The organism is Serinicoccus chungangensis (assembly GCF_001483745.1).
GTDB lineage: Bacteria > Actinomycetota > Actinomycetes > Actinomycetales > Dermatophilaceae > Ornithinicoccus > Ornithinicoccus chungangensis_A.
Genome location: NZ_LQBL01000033.1, coordinates 104358 through 125996 on the forward strand (window position 1 = coordinate 104358; position 21639 = coordinate 125996).

Consider the following 21639-nt stretch of genomic DNA (forward strand, 5'->3'; position numbering starts at 1 on the left):
ACGCGACGCGGGGTCGTCTGCCGCGCGCCGTGGGTCAGCGGAAGGCGCTGGTGCCCGTCACCGCCCGACCGACCAGGAGGGACTGGACGGTCCGGCTGCCCTCGTAGGTGTAGGTCGCCTCGAGGTCGGCGAAGTGCCGCGCGACGTGGTGGTCGAGCAGGATGCCGTTGCCGCCCAGCATGTCGCGGGCGGTCGCCACGACCTCGCGGGCCGCCGTCGTCGTGTGCAGCTTGGCCATGGCGGCGTGCTCGATGGTGCAGCGCCCCTGGTCCTGCAGCTGGCTCATCCGCGTGCACATGAGCTGCATCGAGGTGATGAGGGTGACCATCCGGGCGAGGTCGTCCTGGACGAGCTGGTTCTTGGCCAGCGGGCGACCGAACTGCTCCCGGCGCAGGGCGTAGGTGAGCGCGCCCTCGTAGGCCGCGATCGCGTGGCCGATCGCCTCCCACGCCACCGCCTGACGGGACCGGGCCAGCACCCGGTTGGTGTCGGCGAAGGTGCGCGCCTCCGCGAGCCGGTGGTCGGCCGGCACCCGCACCCCGTCGAGGCGGATGTGGGCCTGCCACACGCCGCGGTTGCTGATCTTGCCGTCGATGACCTGCGCGTCCCACCCGTCCAGCTCCTGCGGCGCCTCGACGACGAAGCCGCCCACGTCCCCGTCGTCGTCGCGCGCCCAGACCACCACCAGGTCGGCGACGGAGCCGTTGCCGATCCACCGCTTGGCGCCGTCCAGCACCCAGTGGTCGCCGTCCCGCCGCGCCCGCGTCTCCATGCTCACCACGTCCGAGCCGTGCGTGGGCTCGGTGAGGGCGACGGCACCGACCGTCTCGACCCGCGCCATCCCCGGCAGCCAGCGCTGCCGCTGCTCCTCGCTGCCCAGCAGGTGCACCGAGGTCATCGCCAACCCGGAGTGGACCGCGTTGAAGGTCGCGATGGAGCCGTCGCCCCGGGCCAGCTCGGCGCACATCACGCCGTCGGCGAGCGCCGACACCCCCGCGCAGCCGTAACCCTCGATCGAGGCCCCCGCGACCCGGGTGGCGGCATAGCCCGGCAGCATCTCGGCGGGGTACCGCGCGGCCTCCCACCACTCCTGCGCGGCCGGCACGACCGCCTCGTCGCACCAGCGCCGCACCCCGTCGCGCAGCTCCCGCTCCTGCGGGGTGAGCAGCTCGTCGAGGTGCAGGAAGTCGGTCCCGCGGGCCAGCCCCAGGTCGGCACCCTCCGGCATCCCTCGGTCGGACTCGGGCATCGGCTCCGGCGCGTCGCTCATGCCTTGAGGGTATGCCGCAGGTCCGACACGCTCAGCCGAGGGGATGGGCGTGGGTCAGGCCCGGCGCACGGCCGGGCTCGATGAACCACTCGTCGCCGAACATCGCGGCGAACTGCTCCGAGGGCATACCGAGCATCCACCCGACGTCCTCCTGGCTGGCGTGCGCGGAGAGCGCGGCCCGCTTGGTGGCGATGACCTCGCGCACGTCGACGTGCCAGTGGATCTCCGCCTCCGGGGTGCCCATGGGGTTGCCGTCGTCGGCCGGCCCGTCGGGGTCGAAGTCCTCGTCCTCCCCGATCGTGCCGGCCTGCCGCGCCGCCTCGACCATCCGGCGCACGTGGTCGCGGTTCATGGTGTTCTCCAGCAGCCGCGGTCGACGGGAGGCGAGCTCGGCCGCCCGGTGCGCGACGGCGTGCACCTTGACGTGGTCGGGGTGGCCGTAGCCGCCGTGCCAGTCGTAGCCGACGAGGACGTCGGCGTCCTCCTCGTCGAGGACCGCGGCCAGCCGGCGGGCCGCCTCCTCGGTGTCGGCGGAGTGGAAGGACTGCTCGTGGGCGTTCTGCTCCCACCCGGTCATGCCCGAGTCGGCGTAGCCCAGCCAGGCGATCCGGTCCGTCCCCAGCACCTGGCCGGCGGCCTGCGCCTCGGCGCGTCGCCGGTCGACCACGGTCTCGCCCTCGCGCAGGTCGGGCGGCAGGGTGCCGTGGTCGCCGTGGGTGGCGAAGACGATGACCACGCGGTGGCCGGCGTCGACGGCCAGCCGCGTCGTGCCGGCCGTGCCGCTGGCCTCGTCGTCGGGATGGGCGTGCAGGAGGACGATCGTGCTCACGGGCTCACGATAGGTCGCCCTGCCGACAGACCCACCATCCGCGCCCGGTGCCCCCGCCGCCCGGCACCACCCGTCGTCCGTGGGGTCCTCAGCCCCGCAGGTCGGGGAAGTCGGTGTCCCTCCACTCGGTCGGCGCGTCGCCCGCCCCCGCGCCCGACGCGGCCCCGGCCGCGGTGCCGACGGCGCCGCCGGCCCCCGAACCCGCGGCCAGCTGCTCCTCGCGCGCCCGCAGCTCGACCCGGCGGATCTTGCCGCTGATGGTCTTCGGCAGCTCGGAGAACTCCAGCCGGCGGACCCGCTGCCAGGGCTGCAGGTGCTCGCGGGCGTGGGCCAGGATCGAGCGCGCGGTCTCGGCGGTCGGCTCGTGCCCGGCGACCAGGGTGACGTAGGCCTTGGGCACCGACAGGCGCACCTCGTCGGGTGCGGGCACCACGGCCGCCTCGGCGACCGCCGGGTGCTCGATGAGCACCGACTCCAGCTCGAACGGGCTGATCTTGTAGTCGCTCGCCTTGAAGACGTCGTCGGTGCGCCCGACGTAGGTGATCATGCCGGTCGCGTCCCGCTCGGCGACGTCGCCGGTGTGGTAGTAACCGCCGGTCATCGCCTCGGCGTTGCGCTCGTCGTCCCCCTGGTAGCCGGTCATGAGCGCCACCGGCGACGCGGACAGGTCGAGACAGATCTCGCCCTCCCCCGGGCCCTCGACCACCCGCCCCGTCTGCGGGTCGACGAGCACGGAGGGGATGCCGGGCAGCGGCATACTCATCGACCCGGGCTTGACCCGGTCCCCCGGGCAGTTCCCGATCTGCGCGGTGGTCTCGGTCTGGCCGTAGCCGTCGCGCAGGGTCAGGCCCCACTGCCGCTGCACCTGGGTGATGACCTCGGGGTTGAGCGGCTCGCCCGCGCCGATCACCTCGCGCAGGGCGCCGGGGCCGCCGGAGAGGTCGGCGTTGATGAGCATGCGCCAGACCGTCGGCGGGGCGCACAGGCTGGTGACCCGGTGCCGGCGCACCACCTGGAGGAGGGCGTCGGGGTCGAACCGCCGGTAGGCGTGCACCAGGATCGTCGCCTCGGCGATCCAGGGCGCGAAGAAGCAGCTCCAGGCGTGCTTGGCCCAGCCGGGGCTGGAGATGTTGAGGTGGACGTCGCCGGGGCGCAGCCCGAGCCAGTACGTCGTCGAGAGGTGGCCCACCGGGTAGCTCACCTGGGTGTGCTCGACGAGCTTGGGCCGGTTGGTGGTGCCGGAGGTGAAGTAGAGCAGGAGCCGGTCGTCGGGGCCGGTGCCCGGGTGCTCGGCGCGGCTCACGTGCTCGGTGTATGCCGTCCGCAGGTCGGTCCAGCCCGCGGCCTCTCCCACGGACAGGCGCGCGTAGTCGCCCGGTACCTCCTCGAACCGGTCCGTGTCGGCGGCGTCCACGACCACGGCCCGGGCGCCGCCACGCTCCAGCCGGTCGCGCAGGTCGGAGGGACCGGCCGCGGTGGTGGTCGGCATGAGGACGGCCCCCAGCTTCATCACCCCGAGCATGGTGTCCCACAGCTCGACCTGGTTGCCCAGCATGACCATGACGCTGTCGCCGCGGCCGATGCCCTGGTGGGCCAGCAGGGCCGCGACCTGGTCGGAGCGGGTGGCCACCTCGTCGAAGGTCAGCGTCTCGTCCGAGCCGTCCTCCTGGACGACGACCAGCGCGGGTGCGTCGTTGCCGCGGGCGATCGCGTCGAACCAGTCCACCGCCCAGTTGAAGCGCTCGCCCACGACCGGGTAGCGGAACTCCTCCCGTGCCCGTCCCGGGTCGCCGTAGAGCTCGAGGAGCTGGTCACGGGCGGCGCGGTAGGCCGGGTGCGGCGAGCGGACGGGGTGGTCGGTCGACATCGGCGTCATACCTCCATCCCTACACCGGGGCGGGTATGCCTGTCAGCAGGAGGCTTGGGCGCGCCACTGTCGGACCCCCGCCCTAGAGTCGGTCCCATGACGAACCCCATGGACGACCAGACCCAGACCGGCGGCCCCGACGCGGGCGCCGGCGCAGCCGAGGACGCCGACATGCTGGGTGCCCCCAGCCCGCAGTCCCCGGACGACCAGCTCGAGCGCGACCCGGAGAACTGGACCACCGGGGACGACCCGGCCACCGAGGCCCAGAAGTCCTACCTCGACCGGCTGGCCAGTGCCGCCGGCGAGCAGATCCCGGCCGAGGGGCTCACCCAGGCCAAGGCCTCCGAGCACATCGACCGCCTCCAGTCCGCGACCGGCATGGAGCCGCGCGAGTCCTGAGTCCCACCGGCAGGGGACCGACCGGCGACCCCGGCCGGGTGACGTGGCCGCCGGCGGAGGACGGCAGACCCGTCAGGCGGTGGCGGTGTTCGCACCCCACACCCGACGGACCTCGGCCGCCACCGAGGCGACCGCGGGGCGTCGCTCGCTGGAGTCGCGGTGCACGAGCATCACGCGCCGGGTGGGGGGGTCCTTCACCGGCAGGGCGACGACGGCGTCGGGCAGCTCGGGGCGGCCCAGCCGCGGCATGAGACCGATGCCGAAGCCGGCCTCCACGAGGGCGATCTTGCTGGGGTGGGTGTCGGCGGTCGCGGCGATCCGGTAGTCCAGGTGGCGCTCGCGCAGCGCGGTGAGCAACCAGTCGCTGAAGACCCCCGGCGAGTCGTCCACCCAGTCCCGTCCCCCGCAGTCCCGCAGGTCGACGATGCCGTGACGACCGATGCGCAGGTCGTGGTCGTGCCGGGCGATGAGGTCGACGACGTCGTTGCCCAGCACGGTGGACACCAGCCCCTCCGGCAGGGCCTTGTGGTAGTCGGTCCAGTCGTGCACCACGGCGAGGTCGACCTCGCCGCGGCGCAGCGCCCGCAGCGATCCCTCCGGGGTGAGCTCGCGCACGGTCAGGCGCAGCAGCGGGTAGAGCTCACGCAGGGTGGGCACGGTCGGCGCGAGCAGGCCGACGATGCCGGTGGGGAACGACGACAGCACCAGCGGACCCGAGACGTCGCTGGTCAGGTGCTCCAGCTCGGCTCGAGCGGCCTCGTCCAGCTGCTCCACCTGCGCGGCCAGCCGCACCAGCACCTCGGCGGCGTCGGTGGGGACGACGTTGCGGCCACGGCGGACGAGGACGGGCTGTCCCACCTCCTTCTGGAGGCGGGTCAGCTGCTGGCTGACGGCGGAGGCCGTGAGGCCGAGACGGTCGGCCGCGGCCAGCACCGTGCCCTCTTCGACGACGGCCTTCAGACTGACCAGGTGCTCGGGCGAGAACATGCAGCGCATCTTACACGTACCGATAAGAAATGTCCGTTTGTGCTAAAGCAATAATGCTGTCAGAGTATTCATTGTCAGATCCCGACGCGAAGAAAGGTGGCCACCATGACCGCTCTGTCCCAGGTTTTCCGCAGCAGCACCCACGTGATCCTCGAGATCGGTCGCGCGTGGCGCCCGATCGAGCACATCCGCGGCTGACCCCACACCTCGTGGAAGCCGCCCCCGGGGACCCTCCCCGGGGGCGGCTTTTCCCATCCCTCCGCGGATCCGTGCCGATGTCCGCCGGGCACCTCGCGAGGACGTGGACCCGACGGTAGGCCCTGCTCGGCGCCCCCAGAGACCATCAAGAAAAACTTACTGGTATCCGTAAGCAACGTCCGTTTGTGCTAAAGCAAGAATGGTGTCAGACTAGAACCTGTCAGACCCCGACACGAAGAAAGGTGGCCACCATGACCGCTCTGTCCAAGGCTTTCCGCAGCAGCACCCACGTGATCCTCGAGATCGGTCGCGCGTGGCGCCCGATCGAGCACATCCGCGGCTGACCCGACGCCCTCCGAAGCCGCCCCCGGGACCTCGTCCCGGGGGCGGCTTCTGCGTGCGTGGCCTGCTCTCTCGCCCGCACCCTCGACCCCGCCCCGGTCTAGGCTGACCCGATGCCCTTGACGACCGCCCAGCAGGGCCTGCTCGACGCCTGGCTGCCCGGGCACACGGTCCTCGACGACCACTCGTGGGGCCTGGTCAGCAGGACCGTGCTCCGGGTGCGGCACCGCGGGAGGGACCTGACCGTCAAGGCCAGCTCCCCCGACGACCACCACCTCGCGAGAGAGGTGGCCGCCCACCGCGAGCTCACCGCCCCCCTCCTGCCGGACCGCGCGCCGAGGCTGGTCGAGGCCGATCTCCACGCGCACCTCCTGGTGACGACGTGGCTGCCGGGGGAGCTCGTGCAGGGGACGGCCGCCGAGCAGGACCCGGAGAGCTACCGCCAGGCCGGGCTGCTCCTGCGCCGCCTGCACGGACAGTCCTCCCGCCGCGACGACGACTGGCTGGAGGAGCAGCGGGCCCGCACGCGTCGCTGGCTCACCCGGCCCCACCGCATCCCCCGGGCCCGCGTCGACCGCGTCGAACGACGCCTCACCCGCTGGCCGGTCGGCCCGGTGAGGCTCACCCCGACCCACGGGGACTTCCACCCCCGCAACTGGGTCGTGGACCGCGGCACGGTGTCGGTCATCGACTTCGGCCGGGCGCAGTGGCGACCCGCCGCCACGGACCTGGCCCGGATGGAGCCCCGGCAGTGGCGCGACGACCCCCGCCTCGAGGCCGCGTTCCTCGACGGCTACGGCGCGGACCCCCGCCCGGCGTGGTGGCGTGACCTCCTGCTCGCCGAGGCGGTGGGCACCGCGGTGTGGGCCTACCAGGTCGGGGACGAGGCCTTCGAGCAGGAAGGACTGCAGCAGCTCGCCGAGCTCACGGCCTGACGAGGCGCGTGGTTCAGCCGCAGGCGGCCTCCTCCAGCGCGGCCAGGCCGGCCAGGTCGGCGTCGGTGAACTCGTCCTGCCCCGAGTTCTCGGCGGCCATGAGCGCATCCGCGTCGTCGGAGTGACCGAGCCCGAGGACGTGCACGAGCTCGTGGACCAGGACGGTCTCCTCGTCCAGCCCGCCCAGCCAGCCGCCCGGCATGTCGGTGTCGAGCACGACCATGCCGCCGACCGAGCGGGCGTCGCCACCCGGGCCCACGACGTAGGACGCCCCTCCCAGGCCGGCTGTCGGGCCGGCGAGCTCGGACACCTCCTCCTCGTCCGCCCACCCGATGAGCACCGGACCGCGCTGGCGGCCCTGGAACTCGCGGTCGTCGGTCTCGCCGGTCACCACGAAGGTGAAGCCGCTGGCCTCGTTGACCCGCTGGACGGCGGTGGCGACGAGGTCGGCATACCCCTCCGGCGCCCCCTGCGGGTTGACCTCGACCTCGATGCGGGCGGCGCACCCCCAGGTCACCGGCCGGCCGCCATCGCTGACCTGCATGAAGGTGTAGCCCTCACCTCCCGAACCGGCGACCCCGGCGGAGCGCTCGGAGTAGACCGTCCGTCGGACGTTGCCGAGGTCGAGGCCGGGCGAGAGGTAGACCACCATGCTGATGACCAGACCCAGGACGAGCAACAGGCTGAGGATGCTCGTGCACCCTCCGCCACGTCGCTCGTCCATGCGTCCAGTCTGCTCCGCGTGGCTGGGCGACTACTGACCCAGTCCGGCGAGCAGGTCCTCGAAGTCCGTGACGTCCTGCCCGACCCGCGCCCCGGAGCGACCGGACGCGGGGTCAGACCCCAGCCCGCCGACGCCCGCGGCGACGACCGCCGTCGCCAGCTCCCCGGCGGCGCGGGAGATCCGCTCCCCCAGCTCGCCGGACCCGGCACCGCCGAAGTCGTCGGTCGCGGCGAAGACCCCGGTCGGCACCACCGCGGCGCGCAGGTAGGCGAACAGCGGGCGCAGCGCGTGGTCGAGCACGAGCTGGTGGCGGGCCGTGCCGGCCGTCGCGGCGACCAGCACCGGGGTGCCCGCGACCGCGTCCGGGTCGAGCACGTCGACGAACATCTTGAACAGCCCGGAGTAGCTCGCGGCGAAGACGGGGCTGACCGCCACGATGGCGTCCGCGCCGGACACGAGCTCGCGCGCCGCCTCCACGGCCGGCGTCGGCACGCCGCCCGTGGTCATGGTGGTGGCCAGGTCGTGGGCCAGCTCGCGCAGCTCGACCACCTCGACGGTCGCGGCCTCGCCGCGCGCGCTCACCTGGGTGACGACGGCGTCGGCGAGCCGGTCGGCCAGGAGCCGGGTCGAGCTGGGCTGCGAGAGCCCTGCGGTGAGGACGACGATGCGGCGGGTCATGGCGTGCTCCCTTCGGTATGCCGTGCGGCGGGTCAGGCGGAGGCGCCGACCGCGGCGCCCCGGGCCGGGGCCACGAGGTGGTGCCGGGCGTCCGGGCCCTGCGCCACCAGCGAGGCGTGGGTGGGCGGGTCGCTCGGCACGTGGGCCGGCCGACGCGCCTCGAACTCGCGGCGCAGCACCGGCACGACCTCGCGGCCCAGGATCTCGATCTGCTCCAGGACGACGTCCTGGGGCAGCCCGGCGTGGTCGATGAGGAAGAGCTGGCGCTGGTAGTCACCCACCGCGTCGGCGAAGCCGAGCGTGCGCTCGATGACCATCTCGGGGGTCCCGACCGTCAGCGGCGTCATCCGGCTGAACTCCTCCAGGCTCGGGCCGTGGCCGTAGACCGGGGCCACGTCGAAGTAGGGCCGGAAGGTCCGCTTGGCCTCGGCCTCGCTGCCGGCGATGAAGGCCTGGCCGCCGAGGCCGACGACGGCCTGGTCGGCCGACCCGTGGCCGTAGTGCTCGAAGCGGCGACGGTAGAGGCCGACCATCTGGGCGGTGTGCTCGATGTTCCAGAAGATGTTGTTGTGGAAGAAGCCGTCGCCGTAGTAGGCGGCCTGCTCGGCGATCTCGGTCGACCGGATCGAGCCGTGCCAGACGAACGGCGGCGTGCCCTCCAGCGGGCGCGGCGTGGCGGTGAACCCCTGCAGCGGGGTGCGGAACTTCCCCTGCCAGTCCACGACCTCCTCGCGCCAGAGGCGGCGCAGCAGGTGGTAGTTCTCGATCGCCAGCGGCACGCCCTGGCGGATGTCCTTGCCGAACCACGGGTAGACCGGGCCGGTGTTGCCGCGGCCCATCATGAGGTCGACGCGCCCCCCGGAGAGGTGCTGCAGGAAGGCGTAGTCCTCCGCGATCCGCACCGGGTCGGTCGTGGTGATGAGGGTCGTCGCCGTGGACAGCTGCAGCCGCTCCGTCTGGGCGGCGATGTAGGCGAGATGGGTCGTCGGCGCCGAGGAGATGAACGGCGGGTTGTGGTGCTGCCCGCTGGCGAAGACGTCCAGCCCGACCTCCTCCGACTTGAGGGCGTACGACGTCATCGCGGCGATGCGCTCGCCGTCCGTCGGCACGCGACCGGTCGTGGGGTCCGGCGTGATGTCGCCGACGCTGAAGATCCCGAACTGCACCTGACTCACCCTCCTGGGGTCGTTGATGTATCAACTATACCAACGCGCCCCGGGCCGAGATATTCCCCGCCCCCCGACGGGGGTGGTCACCCGGACCCCCACGGCATACCCTGGCCGGGACGCGACGACGACGTGGCGTCAGGAGGAGGGGTTCATGGCGACGGTCCAGTCCGAGACCGACCGGCGGGAGGCTCCCCTGGTGGCCCGCCACCTCCGGGTGCCGTTCGTGCTGCTCATCCTGTGCTTCGCCGCCTGGGGCATGGCGGCGAACCTCACCGACATCCTCGTCGGCGTCTTCCGCGGCATCTTCGACATGTCGAACTTCCAGTCCTCGCTGGTGCAGTTCGCCTACTACGGGGCCTACTTCCTGCTCGCCATCCCGGCGGCCGTCATCAACTCCCGCTTCGGGTTCAAGACCGGCGTCCTCGTCGGGCTCGGCCTGGCAGCGGTCGGAGGCTTCCTCTTCATCCCCGCCAGCCAGATGCTCGCCTACGGCATGTTCCTGCTGGCGCTCTTCGTGCTGGCGGCCGGCCTGTCGATCCTGGAGACCTCGGCCAACCCCTTCGTCATCGCGATGGGCGACGAGGCGAGCGCGACCCAGCGGCTCAACCTGGCCCAGTCCTTCAACCCGGTCGGGGCCAACCTGGGCGTGCTCATGGGCGCGGTGCTCATCCTGCCCAACCTCACGCCCGAGGAGAGCAAGACCATCATGAGCGAGGGCGAGCTCCTCGCCGCCCAGGAGGCCGACCTCTTCCAGGTCCTGCGCCCCTACGTCTTCATCGCGAGCGTCCTCGTCCTCATCTGGCTGCTCATCGCGTTCCGCAAGATGCACCTGCCGACCGAGCCGGAGGCGGTGGATCTCACCGAGGGCGGTGGCGGCACCTTCGCCCGGCTGTGGGCCAACCGGTACTACCGCTTCGGGGTGGTGGCGCAGTTCTTCAACGTCGCGGCGCAGACCTGCACGTGGACCTTCACCATCCTCTACGCCCAGGACGTCGTCGGGCTGAGCCAGGAGGCGGCCGGGTGGTGGCTGCAGGCGAGCCTCGTCATCTTCCTCGTCTCGCGCTTCGTCATGACGTGGCTGCTCGGGATCTTCCGCCCGGCCAAGCTGCTGCTCGTCATGGCGCTCTTCGGCGCAGCCTGCTGCCTGACCTCGATGTTCGTCCTCAACATCGTCGGGCTGGTCGCCGTCGTCATGATCTCGGCGGGGCTCTCCCTCATGTTCCCCACCATCTACGGCATGGCCCTGCAGGGTCTGGGTCCGGACGCGAAGTTCGGCTCGGCGGGACTGGTCATGGCCATCCTCGGCGGGGCGCTCATCCCGATGGTGCACGCGGCCGTCATGGACGTCTCGAGCTCCGCGCTCGGGTATGCCGTCCCCGGTGTCTGCCTGCTCGTCGTGGCCGCCTACGCGATGTTCGACCTGCGGACGGACCGACCCGGTCCGGGGGCCCCGGCCGCCCACGAGGCGGAGGCGCGGTCATGAGGGCGCGGCGGGGCGCACACCCCTGGGTCACCGGCGTCGCCGGCACCCTGCTGGTCGCCGTCGTCGCCGGGTGCTCCCCCGGTGGGCAGGAGGAGGCCGTGACGGTCGGCCTCATCACCAAGCAGGAGGAGAACCCCTACTGGGTCGAGATGCGCGAGGTCGCGCAGGAGACCGCCGACGACCTCGACGTCGAGCTGCTCACCGCGACCGGCACCAGCGACACGGACGTCGCCTCGCAGGAGGCGGCCCTGGACGACATGGTCGAGCAGGGCGTCGACGGGATCCTCCTCGCCCCCACCGATGCCGCAGCGCTGGAGGGAGCCATCGCCCGGGCGCAGGAGGCGGGGGTGCGGGTCATCGCGGTCGACACGCCGACCGATCCCCCGGAGCTGGTGCAGGCGACCTTCGCCACCGACAACGAGCGCGCCGGCGAGCTGATCGGGCGTTATGCCGCGGCGAAGGTCGAGGAGCTGGGGCTCGAGCCGCAGGTGGCGACGCTCGATCTCACACCCGGGGTCAGCACCGGCGAGCAGCGCCGTGCCGGGTTCCTCAGCGGCTTCGGGGCCGAGGAGGGTGACGAGGCGGTCGTCGCCTCGGTGGACACCGAGGGTGACCGGGACAACGCGGCCGTCGCGATGACGCAGGTCCTCACCGACCACCCGGACGTCAACGTGGTCTACACGGTGAACGAGCCGGCGGCGCTGGGTGCGCTCGCCGCGCTGCAGGACGCGGGCGCCGACCTCGACGAGATCGTGCTGGTGTCGGTGGACGGCGGGTGCGCCGCCATGCGCGAGGGCGTGCGGCCGGGACTCATCGACGCGACGGCGATGCAGTACCCGCAGAACATGGCGCGGGAGGGCGTGCGGGCGATCGCCCGGGCGGTGCGGGAGGGGCAGGAGCCGACCGGCTACCTCGACACCGGGACGCTGCTGGTGAGCGACGCCCCGGTGGAGGGGGTCGAGTCCCGCCGGGTGGAGTTCGGGGTGCGGACCTGCTGGGGGTCCTGAGGGATCAGCGGGTGGCGCGGTGGGTGGCCGTGGGCCACGCCACGACGGCGGCGCTGCGCGTCGCGGGGAGGGAGCGGATGTCGTGCTGGGCACGACCGATCATGAGAGAGAGCAAGAACTTGGCCATGCAGCCTACGATCCTCCGCGCCGACGTATACGTCCAATGTCTGTCAAGAGGTCGATCCATGCGCTAGCGTCATGGATGTGGAGATCGACACCCTGCGCTGGTTCCAGCTGGTCGCCGACGGGGTGACCGTCACCGAGGTCAGCGACCTCGAGCAGGTCTCCCAACCGGCCGTCTCCCGGGCCCTGGCCCGGCTGGAGCGGGAGATCGGCACGCCGCTGCTGCGCCGGGAGGGCCGCGTGCTGCGGATGACCCATGCGGGCACCGTCTTCAAGCGGCACGTGGACGCCGTGCTGCACGAGCTGGACGACGGCGTCGCCGCCGTGCAGCAGCTCCTGGACCCGGAGACGGGCACGGTGAGCGTGGCCTTCCAGCCCTCGCTGGGCACCTGGCTGGTCCCTGACCTCGTCACCAGCTTCCGCAGCCGTCACCCCGAGGTCCGGCTCGACCTGCGCACCAAGGAGGACGAGACGGTGCCCGCGGTCGGGCCGCGCAGCGGGGTCGACCTCGAGCTGTCCACGCTGCGCCCGCACCAGGGTGAGGACCAGCCGCGGTGGCGCGCGCTGGTCGCCGAGCCGATGCGGCTGCTCGTCGGTCCGGGGCACCGGCTGGTCGGCCGGTCCCGGACCGCGCTCGCGGAGGTCGCCGAGGACCCGTTCGTCGTCATGACCCCCACGTCGGTCCTGCGCCGGCACACGACGCAGCTGTGCGCGGAGGCCGGCTTCACGCCCGAGGTGTCCTTCGTGGCCGCCGACCTCCCCACGCTGCGGGGGTATGTCGCCGCCGACCTCGGGGTGGCCGTCGCGCCGACCCTGTGGGGAGGGTCGGTGGCCACGCCCGTGCGCGGGCTGCACGTCCTGGCGCTCACCGACGTCGGCGCCACCCGCGACGTCGGCCTGTCCTGGGCTCCGGGGCGCCGGCTGCTGCCGGCCGCCGAGCTCTTCCGCGACCACGTCCTGGAGCGCGCCCGCTCCGGGCTTCTGCCCACCCCGGTGCCGCCGACGGAGGTGTGAGCCCGCCGAACCACCGGCCGGCGCACCCCGGCCGGCCGACGGCCGGGGTCGTGCTCAGCCGAGCCGGACGCCGACCAGCTCCTGCGAGAGCGCCCACAGACGCTCGGCGTCCTCGGTCCGCAGCGGCCGCCACAGCGGGGTCCTGCCGGGTGGCCCGCCGGCGTCCCCCCAGCACTGGGGGCCGTAGAACTCCCCGCCGCGGGCCCCCGGGGCGGTCGCGGCCATGAGCGCCGGCAGGGCGGCGCTCTGCGGCGACCCGACGAGGACGCCCCGGTCGGAGAGCCACTGGATGACCCGGCGGCCGGAGGTCGCCCGCGAGCGGCCCATCTCGGGCCTGGCCGCGAGCAGGCTGGTCGGCGCCACGCCCGGGTGGGAGAGGACGCTGGTGATGCCCCATCCGGCGTCGGCGCTGCGCCGGTCGAGCTCGAGCGCGAAGAGGGCGACCGCGATCTTGGACTGCCGGTAGGCGGCCATCGCGTCGTAGCTGCGCTCCCACTGCAGGTCCTCCCAGTGCATCTGGCCGCTGCGCGCCGCGATGCTGGTCTGGGAGACTACCCGGGCCCGGCCGTCCCTGAGCAACGGCAGCAGGTGGGCGGTGAGCGCGTGGTGGCCGAGGTGGTTGATCCCCAGCTGCAGCTCGAACCCGTCCTCGGTGACCTGCCGGTCGGGCGAGGTCATCACCCCCGCGTTGTTGACGAGGAGGTTGATCGGGGCTCCCTCGGCGCCGAGCCGCTCGCCGAGGGCCGCGACCGAGGACAGCGAGGACAGGTCGAGGGACTCCAGGCGGAGCCGGGCCGCCGGGTGGCGGTCGCTGATGCGGTCGACCGCCGCCTCGCCCTTGTCCGGGTTGCGGACGGGCATGACCACCTCCGCCCCGGCAGCGGCGAGACGGGCGGCGATCCCCAGCCCGATGCCGTCGCTGGCCCCGGTGACGAGGGCGCGTCGGCCGGTGAGGTCGGGGAGGGTGAGGTCCGGTGCACTACGGGGCATGTCGCTCCTGTCGGTGGGCGGCGCGGGGGTGCGCCGGAGTCCAGCGTGGGCGGGTCCGCGGACCGGATCCAGGGCTCCCTCATCCGCGGATCGCCGGTCCCTGGATCGAGGCGTCACGAGGGGCGAGGATGAGACCCATGATGGATCGCGCCGGTCTCGCCGACTTCCTGCGGCACCGTCGGCAGTCGCTGCAGCCGGAGGACGTGGGTATGCCGCGCGGCCCGCGGCGACGCACCGCCGGGCTGCGCAGGGAGGAGGTCGCGGCGCTGTGCCACATGTCCACCGACTACTGGTCCCGGCTCGAGCAGGAGCGCGGACCACGGCCGTCGGCGCAGATGGTGGGCTCGATCGCGCAGGGGCTGCACCTCACCGTCGCCGAGCGTGACCACCTCTTCCGGCTGGCCGGGCACCCGCCCCCACCGGCCGCGTCGGCCGGGATGCACCTCAGCCCCGGCGTCCTGAGGATCCTGGACCGGTTGGCCGACACCCCGGCCGAGGTCGTCACCGAGCTCGGCGAGACCGTCCGCCAGACCCCGGTGGGTGTCGCCCTGCTCGGCGACCTCACCCGGTTCACGGGCGACCTGCGCAGCATCGGCTACCGCTGGTTCGCGCTGCCGGGCGCCCGCGACATCTACCCGGAGGAGGACCACGCGTACTACTCCCGGCTCTACGCCTCCGGGCTGCGCGGCGTGGTGGGGCTGCGCGGGCCGGACTCCCGCGCGGCCGAGCTCGCGACCTCGCTGCTGGGGTCCAGCGCAGAGTTCCGGGAGGTGTGGCAGCGGCAGGAGGTGGGCCTGCAGCCGCCGGACGTCAAGCGCTACCGCCTGCCCTCCGTCGGCGACATCGAGCTGAACTGCCAGGTCATGCTCGCGCCCGCGCAGGCCCAGACGCTGCTGGTCTACACCGCCGCACCGGGCAGCGAGAGCCACGAGAAGCTCGAGCTGCTCTCGGTCCTGGGCGCGGAGGGTGTGCGGTCGCCGTAGGTCGACCGGACGGCCGGGGCCCTCTCAGGCCTCGCCGGCGAGCAGCTCCTCGCGGCCGAACATCGCCGCCGTCTCGCGGGCGGTGGGCTGCCCGGCGTCCGGGCCGGCGCCGTGCCGCAGCAGCACGGCCACCACCTCCGCCTCCCCCTTGAAGACCGCGCCGGCCAGCGGCGACTGGCCACGGTCGTTGAGCCGGTCGACGTCGGCGCCGCGGCGGGCCAGCTCGTCGACGGCCGCCGGGTGCCCGTGGTAGGCCGCCAGCATGAGCAGGGTGTTGCCCGCCGGGTCGGTGAGGTCCACCGGGGCGCCGGCGTCGACGTAGGCCGCGAGGCGGTCGGCGTCCCCGGCCCGCGCCAGGTCGAAGAGGGCGTGCGCGAGGTCGACGACCTCGGGTGCCGGGGTGTCGGATCCGAGCGGGTCGTTCATGCCCGCGAGCCTACGTGCCGGCGTTCACGGGTGGTGGGCCTGCTCGTGGCCCCCGTGCTGGCGCGGCTCCAGCTGGAACGTGGAGTGCTCCACGCTGACGTCGAAGTGCCCCGCCACGCAGGACTGCAGCGCGTCCAGCAGCTGGGGCGCGTGGCCGTCGCGGAAGCACCCGTCCTCGACGACCACGTGGGCGCTGAGGACCGGCGTCCCGGTGCCGATGCGCGAGACGTGCAGGTCGTGCACGTCGAGGACGTGGTCCACCCCGAGCAGGTGCTCGCGCAGCTCCGGCAGCGACAGCCCCGGGGGCACCGACTCCAGCAGGACGCTGCCGGCCTCCCGGAGGATCGTCACCGCCCGGGGGAGGATGAGCAGCGCGATGAGCACCCCGGCGACGGCGTCCGCCCGCGTCCACCCCAGGGTCTGGATGAGCACCGCCGAGACGATGACCGCGACCGAGCCGAGCGCGTCGGCCACGACCTCGAGGAAGGCGGCGCGCAGGTTGAGGTTGGCGTCCCGACCGCCGGCCAGGACGAGGAGCGCGACGACGTTGCCCAGCAGACCCACCACGCCGAAGACGAGCAGCAGACCACCGGCCACCTCGGCCGGCTCGTCTGCCAGCAGCCGGCGCACCCCCTCGACGAGGGCATACCCACCGACCCCGAGCAGGACCGTCGCCTGGGCGCCGGCACCGAGGACCTCGGCGCGGGCATACCCCCAGGTCCGACGCTCGGACGGGGGCCGCGTCATGAGTCGGGCGGCGGTCAGGGCGATGAGCAGCCCGCCGGCGTCGGTCAGCATGTGGCCGGCGTCGACGAGCAGCGCGAGGCTGCCCGTGACGAACGCCCCGACGACCTCCGCGACGAGGATCGTGGCGGTGACCGCGAAGGCGACCAGCAGCCGCGTCGTGCTCGCGTCCGCCCAGTGGCCGGCTCCATGGCCGTGACCGGCTCCCTGGCCGTGACCGGCTCCCTGGCCGTGGCCGTGGCCGTGGGCGGAGGCCTCTCCCTGCCCTGCGCTCATGCCCCGATCGTCCCACCGGGCGCCGCTCGTGGTTGCCCCCACCCCCACCGGGCGCCGCTCGTGGTTGCCCCCACCCACACCGGGCGCCGCTCGTGGTTGCCCCCACCCCCACCGGGCGCCGCTCGTGGTTGCTGGACCCTCACGCAGGGTGAGGAATGACCCTGGTCCTGCAGACGTTGCCCGACCCGGACCCGAGGAGAGAGCTGTGAGCACGCTGGAGCAAGCGCGTCGCGCCGTGTACGACGTCGACCCCACCGTCCGCCAGAGGGCGGCGGTGTATCTCGGCACCCACGGGGACGAGTCGCTGACGCCGGAGCTGGTGGCCCTGCTCGTCGCCGAGCCGGACTTCTTCGTCCGGGAGACCCTGACCTGGGCGGTCGTGCGCCGCCCCACGGCCGCCCTGCCGCACCTGGTCGAGGCGCTCGACGGGGCCCCGAAGGCGAGGGTGCAGGTGCTGCACGCGCTCAGCAAGATCCAGGCCCCGGAGGCGGTGCCGCACATCCTGCCGTTCGCCGACGACGCGGACCCGCGGGTGGCGATGAAGGCCTGGTGGGCCCTGGGTCGCACGGGGACCCCCGAGGCGGCCCCCGCCCTCCTGCCGCACCTGGGGCGGGGCGACGAGGAGCAGCAGCGCGAGCTCGCGCGGGCCCTCGAGCAGCTCGGGGAGCCCGGTGTGCCGGGGCTGGCCGAGGCGGTGACCGACGGTGACGGGGCCGTCCGCCGGCACGCGGCCCAGACCCTCGTCCTCGTCGGCGACCCCGCCGCGCGCCCCGCTGCCCCCGCCCTGGCCGCCATGGCCGAGACCGACGCGAAGGACAACGCCCTGGTGGCGCTGGAGGCCCTGGCCGCCCTGGACGAGCCGTGCGTCGGACCGGCCCTGGAGCGGCTGCGCGACGGGAAGGACCGGTTCCGGTCCATGACCGCGCAGTGGCTCCTCGCCGACCGTGCCGAGCGCGGTCTGGACGCGGCCTCGCGGGGCGACTGACGGCATACCCCTCCGTCCGGGTGCGCCGAGGCTCACCGGCGCGTTCCGTGCCCGGCGGGTGTGTCGGCCACCCTGCCTAGAGTGGCGCGCATGTACGCGACGGTCGCGGTCCACGGCTACCGCTCGCTGCGGGACGTGGTGCTGCCGCTGGGGCGGCTGACCGTCGTCACCGGGGCGAACGGGTCCGGCAAGAGCAGCCTCTACCGGGCGCTGCGCCTGCTCGGGGCGTGCGGCCGGGGTGAGGCGGTGCGGGCCCTCGCGCAGGAAGGGGGCCTGGGGTCGGCCCTCTGGGCGGGCCCCGAGTCGCTCGCGCAGGCGCGGCGCGGCCACGAGGTGCAGGGCACCGTGCGCTCCGGCCCGGTGAGCGTCCGCCTCGGGGTCGGCGGCGCCGGGCCCGACCTGTCCTACCTCGTCGACCTCGGCATCCCGGTGCAGGGAGGCTCGGCCTTCGACCGCGACCCGGAGCTGAAGCGCGAGGCGATGTGGCGCGGGCCGGTCATGCGCCCGGCGACCCTGGCCGCCCGACGCAAGCACCACGCCGTCGAGCTGCGCGACGAGGACGGCCGGTGGGAGAAGGCGCCGGTGTCGGTGCCGCCGTGGTCCAGCATGCTCACCGACGTGGTCGACCCCGTCGAGGCGCCCGAGCTGTGGGCGGTCCGCGAGGAGCTGCGCACGTGGCGGTTCTACGACGGCTTCCGGGTCGACGCCGCCGCCCCCTCCCGGCGCCCCCAGGTCGGCACGCGGACGTGGGCCCTGGCGGAGGACGGCGGCGACCTGGCGGCGGCCCTGCAGACGATCCGCGAGGACTCCGGGGCCGAGCTGGCCGCGGCCGTCGAGGACGCCTTCGACGGCGCGACGCTGGACGTCGTGGTGACCGACGGCCTCTTCGACGTGGCGCTGCACCAGCCCGGCATGCTGCGAGCCCTGCGGTCCGCCGAGCTGTCCGACGGGACGCTGCGCTACCTGCTCTGGCTCGCGGCGCTGCTCACGCCGGTGCCCCCGCGGCTGCTGGCGCTCAACGAGCCCGAGACGAGCCTGCACCCGAGCCTGGTCGCCCCGCTGGCCCGGGCGGTCGTGCGCGCGTCCCGACGTGCCCAGGTCGTGCTCGTCACCCACTCCGAGCTCATGGTCGAGGCGCTCGCCGCCGCGGTGCGCGACACCGACGCCCTCGACGTGGATCCCCGCGAGCTGGAGCCCGACCCGGGCGAGGTGGCGGCGATGCGCCTGCACGAGCTCGCCAAGGACCTCGGGGAGACCCGGGTGCTCGGTCAGGGGATGCTCTCGACGCCCAGCTGGGAGTGGGGGCGCCGCTGAGCGCCCAGACCGACTCAGGGGGAGGGGGGCGCGACCGGGCCGAGCTGGGGACGCTTGGGGACCCGGTCGTCGCCCGAGCTCTCCCGCCGGATGCGGCGGCGGATCCAGGGCCGCAGGTGGGTCGCCACCCACTCGCGGTCGGCCTGCAACGACTCGATCCGCCCCAGCGGCGGCGCCGGGTCCAGCGGCGTGACCCAGTCGTCGTCCTGCTCCAGCCCCAGGGTCCACAGCGCCTGGGCGGCGATCCGGGTATGCCCCTCGCTGCTGAAGTGGATGCGGTCCGGCCCCCACATGCGGGCGTCGTGCAGGGCCCGCAGGGTGTAGATGTCGACGACAAAGGCGCCGGTGCGCTGCCCGACGGCCCACAGGTTGGCGGTGTACTCGACCATCCGCGGGTGCACCCGGTTGACCAGCGGCGCCCACGACACGTCGGGCGCGGTGACGAGCAGCACGTCGGCGCCGGTCTCCCGGATCTGCACCACCGCCCCCTCCAGGCGTTCCATGACGGCGCGCAAGGAGACGCGCGGGCGCAGCACGTCGTTGCCCCCCGCGGACAGGCTGACGAGGTCGGGGTGGAGGGCGAGCGCCGCGGGTAGCTGCTCGCTGATCACGGCGTCGACGAGGCGCCCGCGGATGGCCAGGTTGGCGTACCCGAAGGGCGCCCCCAGCGCCGCGTTGCGGGCGGCCAGCGCGGCGGCCACCCGGTCGGCCCAGCCGACGTAGCGGTCCTCGGCCGAGGCGGACGTGTCGGGATCGACCAGGCCCTCGGTGAACGAGTCCCCCAGGGCCACGAACCTCTCCCAGACGCGCGGGTGCGGTGCGTCAGGACGGACGGGCATACCTGCAGGATAGAGACACCGGCCCTCCGGCGGGGGGACCAGACCCGCCAGGTCGCCACCCGTGGCCGCATCGGCCCCACCAGGACGGACCCGGACACACCGACGCCCGGCCGGCCACGAGGGCCGACCGGGCGCGAGAAGCGGGAGCCTCAGCTCAGGAGACGCGCTCCTTGAGCTTGGAACCGGCCTTGAACGCGGGAGCCTTGCTCGCGGCGATCTGGATCTCCTCGCCGGTCTGCGGGTTGCGGCCGGTGCGGGCCGAGCGCTCACGGACCTCGAAGGTGCCGAAGCCGGGGAGGGAGACCTTCTCGCCCTTGGCGAGCTCGGCGGAGATGGCCTCGAGGACGGAGTTGACGACCTTGTCGGCGGCGGCCTGGGTCATGCCCGCCTCGCGCGCGACGGCCTCGACGATAACCTTCTTGCTCATAGTGACAGCCTTTCGTAGAGCCAATGGATCGGCCACACCGTAGGCAGACCGTCGCGCGTTTTGCCAACTACGAAGCCCGGCGCGTCGCGGAATTCCGCGCCTCGACGGGGTGTCGGAGGGTGCCGTGGGGCCGACCTCCGCCCCTGCACGCCCACCCGCGCCTAAGGTCGTGGTCGTGATCCACCCCTACCGCATCGGCAGCATCATCGGCCTCGTCGGCGCCACCGTCTTCGTCCTCGTCAACCGGGGCGCCCTCCCCGGACCGTGGCCGGTGGTGGCGCTCGTCGGCTACGTCGCCGCCCTCGCCCTCTACGTCTGGGCGGTGTGGGTGCGCCCGACGTCGAGCCTCCCGGCCGGTCAGCCGCCGCGCCGTCACGCCGGCCTGGTCTACCTGGGGTCCGTGGCCGGCATGCTGCTCGTCTTCGCGCTCGGGCGTCTGGTGCTGGCCCAGGCCGACCGGGAGGAGCTCATGCCCGCCCTCGTGGCCGCGGGTGTCGGCCTGCACCTCGTCCCCTTCGCCGCCGCCTTCCGCGCGCCCGTCTTCCGCACGCTGGGGTGGCTGCTCGCCGCGATCGGGGTCGTCGGTCTGGTCGTCGGCTGGCTCGGGGCGGGCGCCGTCGCGGCGGCCGCGGCCGCGGTCGTCGCGGGTGTCGTGATGCTGCTGGTCATGGGCCTCGGGGCCCTGTCGGGCGGGCGCGTGGCGTGACGGCGGGGAGCCCGCACGTCCCGCCCGCGGGGTCGCACGGCGGGGACGGGCCGGCGGTGGCCCGGGCGCTGGGAGTGGACCCGACCGATCTCCTCGACCTCAGCCAGACGATGAACCCGCTCGCGCCGCCCGTCGGGCCGATGCTGCAGCGGCACCTGGACACGCTGGGCCGATACCCCGACCCGGGCGCCGCGGGCGCCGAGCTCGCGACAGCCCTCGGCGTGGAGCCCGACCGCCTCCTGCTGACCAACGGCGGCAGCGAGGCCATCCACCTGGTCGCGGCCGAGCTGGGCGGCGGCGTGCGCAGCGAGCCGGACTTCGGCCTGCACCCGCGCTCCCCCGACGGCCCCCGCTGGCGCAGCGACCCGCACAGCCCCAGCGGCCGCCTCGCCGGGCCCCACGAGCGGGCCGACGTGTGGGACGAGGCGTTCTACGCGCTCGCCACCGGCCGGTGGACCGCGGGCCGCGAGGACTGCCGGGCCGCGGTGGGCTCGCTCACCAAGACCTTCGCCTGCCCCGGACTGCGCCTGGGGTATGCCGTCGCCGATCCCGACCTCCTCGCCCGGCTCCGTGAGCGGCAGCCGCACTGGTCGGTGGGCAGCCTCGCCCTCGCCGTGCTGCCCGACCTGCTCGCCGCCGCCGACCTGCGGGGGTGGGCGGACGGCATACGCTCGCTGCGGGGGGAGCTCACCGACCTGCTCGTCGCGCACGGGATGCAGGTGGACGCGGCCGACGCGCCCTGGGTCCTGGTGCACCGGGCCGGGCTGCGCGAGGAGCTGGCGCCGCACGGTGTCCTGGTGCGCGACTGCACGAGCTTCGGTATGCCCGGTGTCGCCCGGGTCGCCGTCCCCGGCGCTGAGGGGTTGAGCCGCCTCGAGCAGGCGCTGGGTGCCGCCGTCGCCTGAGCGCGCGTCCGGTGCGGCC

The 21639-nt window shown here is 73.9% G+C and carries 23 protein-coding genes; 10 read left to right on the forward strand and 13 right to left on the reverse strand.

Features of this window, described 5'->3' with window-relative positions:
- Positions 1-34: 34 nt before the first annotated feature.
- The 3 genes from AVL62_RS16125 to AVL62_RS16135 all read right to left on the reverse strand — a co-directional run bounded on the left by AVL62_RS16125 (position 35) and on the right by AVL62_RS16135 (position 3975).
- On the reverse strand, positions 35-1270 hold the full coding sequence (locus AVL62_RS16125) for an acyl-CoA dehydrogenase family protein (RefSeq protein ID WP_235585737.1): 1236 nt from the start codon (positions 1268-1270) through the stop codon (positions 35-37).
- Positions 1271-1301: 31 nt separating this feature from the next.
- The gene (locus AVL62_RS16130; RefSeq protein WP_058892678.1) at positions 1302-2099 is read right to left on the reverse strand and encodes a PIG-L deacetylase family protein; all 798 of its coding nucleotides are present in this window, start codon (positions 2097-2099) and stop codon (positions 1302-1304) included.
- Positions 2100-2187: 88 nt separating this feature from the next.
- Positions 2188-3975, reverse strand: a complete 1788-nt coding sequence (locus tag AVL62_RS16135; RefSeq protein ID WP_058892679.1) for an AMP-binding protein — start codon at positions 3973-3975, stop codon at positions 2188-2190.
- Positions 3976-4062: 87 nt separating this feature from the next.
- Here AVL62_RS16135 and AVL62_RS16140 point away from each other — a divergent pair, with 87 nt between their 5' ends.
- On the forward strand, positions 4063-4365 hold the full coding sequence (locus tag AVL62_RS16140; protein ID WP_153011834.1) for a DUF3072 domain-containing protein: 303 nt from the start codon (positions 4063-4065) through the stop codon (positions 4363-4365).
- Between the two features lie 72 nt (positions 4366-4437).
- Here the strand turns inward: AVL62_RS16140 and AVL62_RS16145 are convergent, their stop codons facing one another.
- Entirely contained in the window at positions 4438-5352 is a 915-nt protein-coding gene (locus AVL62_RS16145) for a LysR substrate-binding domain-containing protein (RefSeq protein ID WP_058892681.1), read from the reverse strand.
- A gap of 653 nt (positions 5353-6005) precedes the next feature.
- Here AVL62_RS16145 and AVL62_RS16150 point away from each other — a divergent pair.
- Positions 6006-6827 carry an aminoglycoside phosphotransferase family protein gene (locus AVL62_RS16150; RefSeq protein ID WP_058892682.1) on the forward strand — a complete coding sequence of 274 codons (822 nt, stop codon included), beginning with the start codon at positions 6006-6008 and terminating at the stop codon, positions 6825-6827.
- 13 nt (positions 6828-6840) lie between these two features.
- Here AVL62_RS16150 and AVL62_RS16155 read toward each other — a convergent pair whose 3' ends face one another.
- The 3 genes from AVL62_RS16155 to AVL62_RS16165 are packed head-to-tail and all read right to left on the reverse strand — an operon-like array spanning position 6841 to position 9395.
- Entirely contained in the window at positions 6841-7551 is a 711-nt protein-coding gene (locus tag AVL62_RS16155) for a matrixin family metalloprotease (RefSeq protein ID WP_058892683.1), read from the reverse strand.
- Between the two features lie 30 nt (positions 7552-7581).
- Positions 7582-8229: an FMN reductase gene (locus AVL62_RS16160; RefSeq protein WP_058892684.1), complete on the reverse strand. Its 648-nt coding sequence runs from the start codon at positions 8227-8229 to the stop codon at positions 7582-7584.
- A gap of 32 nt (positions 8230-8261) precedes the next feature.
- On the reverse strand, positions 8262-9395 hold the full coding sequence (locus AVL62_RS16165; RefSeq protein WP_058892685.1) for an LLM class flavin-dependent oxidoreductase: 1134 nt from the start codon (positions 9393-9395) through the stop codon (positions 8262-8264).
- Between the two features lie 154 nt (positions 9396-9549).
- On the opposite strand from AVL62_RS16165, the gene fucP reads away from it, so the two are divergent.
- Positions 9550-10881, forward strand: coding sequence for an L-fucose:H+ symporter permease (gene fucP / locus AVL62_RS16170; protein WP_058892686.1), 1332 nt, complete (start codon positions 9550-9552; stop codon positions 10879-10881).
- Positions 10878-11888: a substrate-binding domain-containing protein gene (locus AVL62_RS16175; RefSeq protein ID WP_058892687.1), complete on the forward strand. Its 1011-nt coding sequence runs from the start codon at positions 10878-10880 to the stop codon at positions 11886-11888. Before fucP ends, AVL62_RS16175 begins: the two co-directional genes overlap by 4 nt.
- A 4-nt stretch (positions 11889-11892) precedes the next feature.
- On the opposite strand, the gene AVL62_RS18095 is transcribed toward AVL62_RS16175, so the two are convergent.
- Positions 11893-12015, reverse strand: coding sequence for a hypothetical protein (locus tag AVL62_RS18095; protein WP_268793658.1), 123 nt, complete (start codon positions 12013-12015; stop codon positions 11893-11895).
- Between the two features lie 71 nt (positions 12016-12086).
- Here AVL62_RS18095 and AVL62_RS16180 point away from each other — a divergent pair, with 71 nt between their 5' ends.
- Positions 12087-13025: a LysR substrate-binding domain-containing protein gene (locus tag AVL62_RS16180; RefSeq protein WP_235585738.1), complete on the forward strand. Its 939-nt coding sequence runs from the start codon at positions 12087-12089 to the stop codon at positions 13023-13025.
- Positions 13026-13079: 54 nt separating this feature from the next.
- Here the strand turns inward: AVL62_RS16180 and AVL62_RS16185 are convergent, their stop codons facing one another.
- On the reverse strand, positions 13080-14015 hold the full coding sequence (locus AVL62_RS16185; protein WP_058892689.1) for an SDR family oxidoreductase: 936 nt from the start codon (positions 14013-14015) through the stop codon (positions 13080-13082).
- Between the two features lie 137 nt (positions 14016-14152).
- On the opposite strand from AVL62_RS16185, the gene AVL62_RS16190 reads away from it, so the two are divergent.
- Positions 14153-14998, forward strand: a complete 846-nt coding sequence (locus tag AVL62_RS16190; RefSeq protein ID WP_058892690.1) for a helix-turn-helix transcriptional regulator — start codon at positions 14153-14155, stop codon at positions 14996-14998.
- Positions 14999-15022: 24 nt separating this feature from the next.
- Here AVL62_RS16190 and AVL62_RS16195 read toward each other — a convergent pair whose 3' ends face one another.
- Together AVL62_RS16195 and AVL62_RS16200 are read right to left on the reverse strand one after the other, a co-directional pair.
- Positions 15023-15424 (reverse strand): ankyrin repeat domain-containing protein, encoded by a 402-nt coding sequence (locus AVL62_RS16195; protein ID WP_058892691.1) that lies wholly within the window; start codon positions 15422-15424, stop codon positions 15023-15025.
- Positions 15425-15448: 24 nt separating this feature from the next.
- Positions 15449-16444 carry a cation diffusion facilitator family transporter gene (locus tag AVL62_RS16200; RefSeq protein WP_083519040.1) on the reverse strand — a complete coding sequence of 332 codons (996 nt, stop codon included), beginning with the start codon at positions 16442-16444 and terminating at the stop codon, positions 15449-15451.
- A gap of 205 nt (positions 16445-16649) precedes the next feature.
- Between AVL62_RS16200 and AVL62_RS16205 the strand changes: the two genes are divergently transcribed.
- On the forward strand, positions 16650-17429 hold the full coding sequence (locus AVL62_RS16205; protein ID WP_058892692.1) for a HEAT repeat domain-containing protein: 780 nt from the start codon (positions 16650-16652) through the stop codon (positions 17427-17429).
- 90 nt (positions 17430-17519) lie between these two features.
- Positions 17520-18743 (forward strand): AAA family ATPase, encoded by a 1224-nt coding sequence (locus tag AVL62_RS16210; RefSeq protein WP_058892693.1) that lies wholly within the window; start codon positions 17520-17522, stop codon positions 18741-18743.
- 14 nt (positions 18744-18757) lie between these two features.
- Here AVL62_RS16210 and AVL62_RS16215 read toward each other — a convergent pair whose 3' ends face one another.
- Positions 18758-19582 (reverse strand): SGNH/GDSL hydrolase family protein, encoded by an 825-nt coding sequence (locus AVL62_RS16215; RefSeq protein WP_058892694.1) that lies wholly within the window; start codon positions 19580-19582, stop codon positions 18758-18760.
- A 154-nt stretch (positions 19583-19736) separates the two neighbouring features.
- Positions 19737-20009 (reverse strand): HU family DNA-binding protein, encoded by a 273-nt coding sequence (locus tag AVL62_RS16220; protein ID WP_058892695.1) that lies wholly within the window; start codon positions 20007-20009, stop codon positions 19737-19739.
- 175 nt (positions 20010-20184) lie between these two features.
- Between AVL62_RS16220 and AVL62_RS17400 the strand changes: the two genes are divergently transcribed.
- Positions 20185-20715: a hypothetical protein gene (locus tag AVL62_RS17400; RefSeq protein ID WP_058892696.1), complete on the forward strand. Its 531-nt coding sequence runs from the start codon at positions 20185-20187 to the stop codon at positions 20713-20715.
- The gene (locus tag AVL62_RS16230; protein WP_058892697.1) at positions 20712-21620 is read left to right on the forward strand and encodes an aminotransferase class I/II-fold pyridoxal phosphate-dependent enzyme; all 909 of its coding nucleotides are present in this window, start codon (positions 20712-20714) and stop codon (positions 21618-21620) included. The genes AVL62_RS17400 and AVL62_RS16230 overlap by 4 nt, the downstream gene beginning before the upstream one ends.
- Positions 21621-21639: the final 19 nt, after the last annotated feature.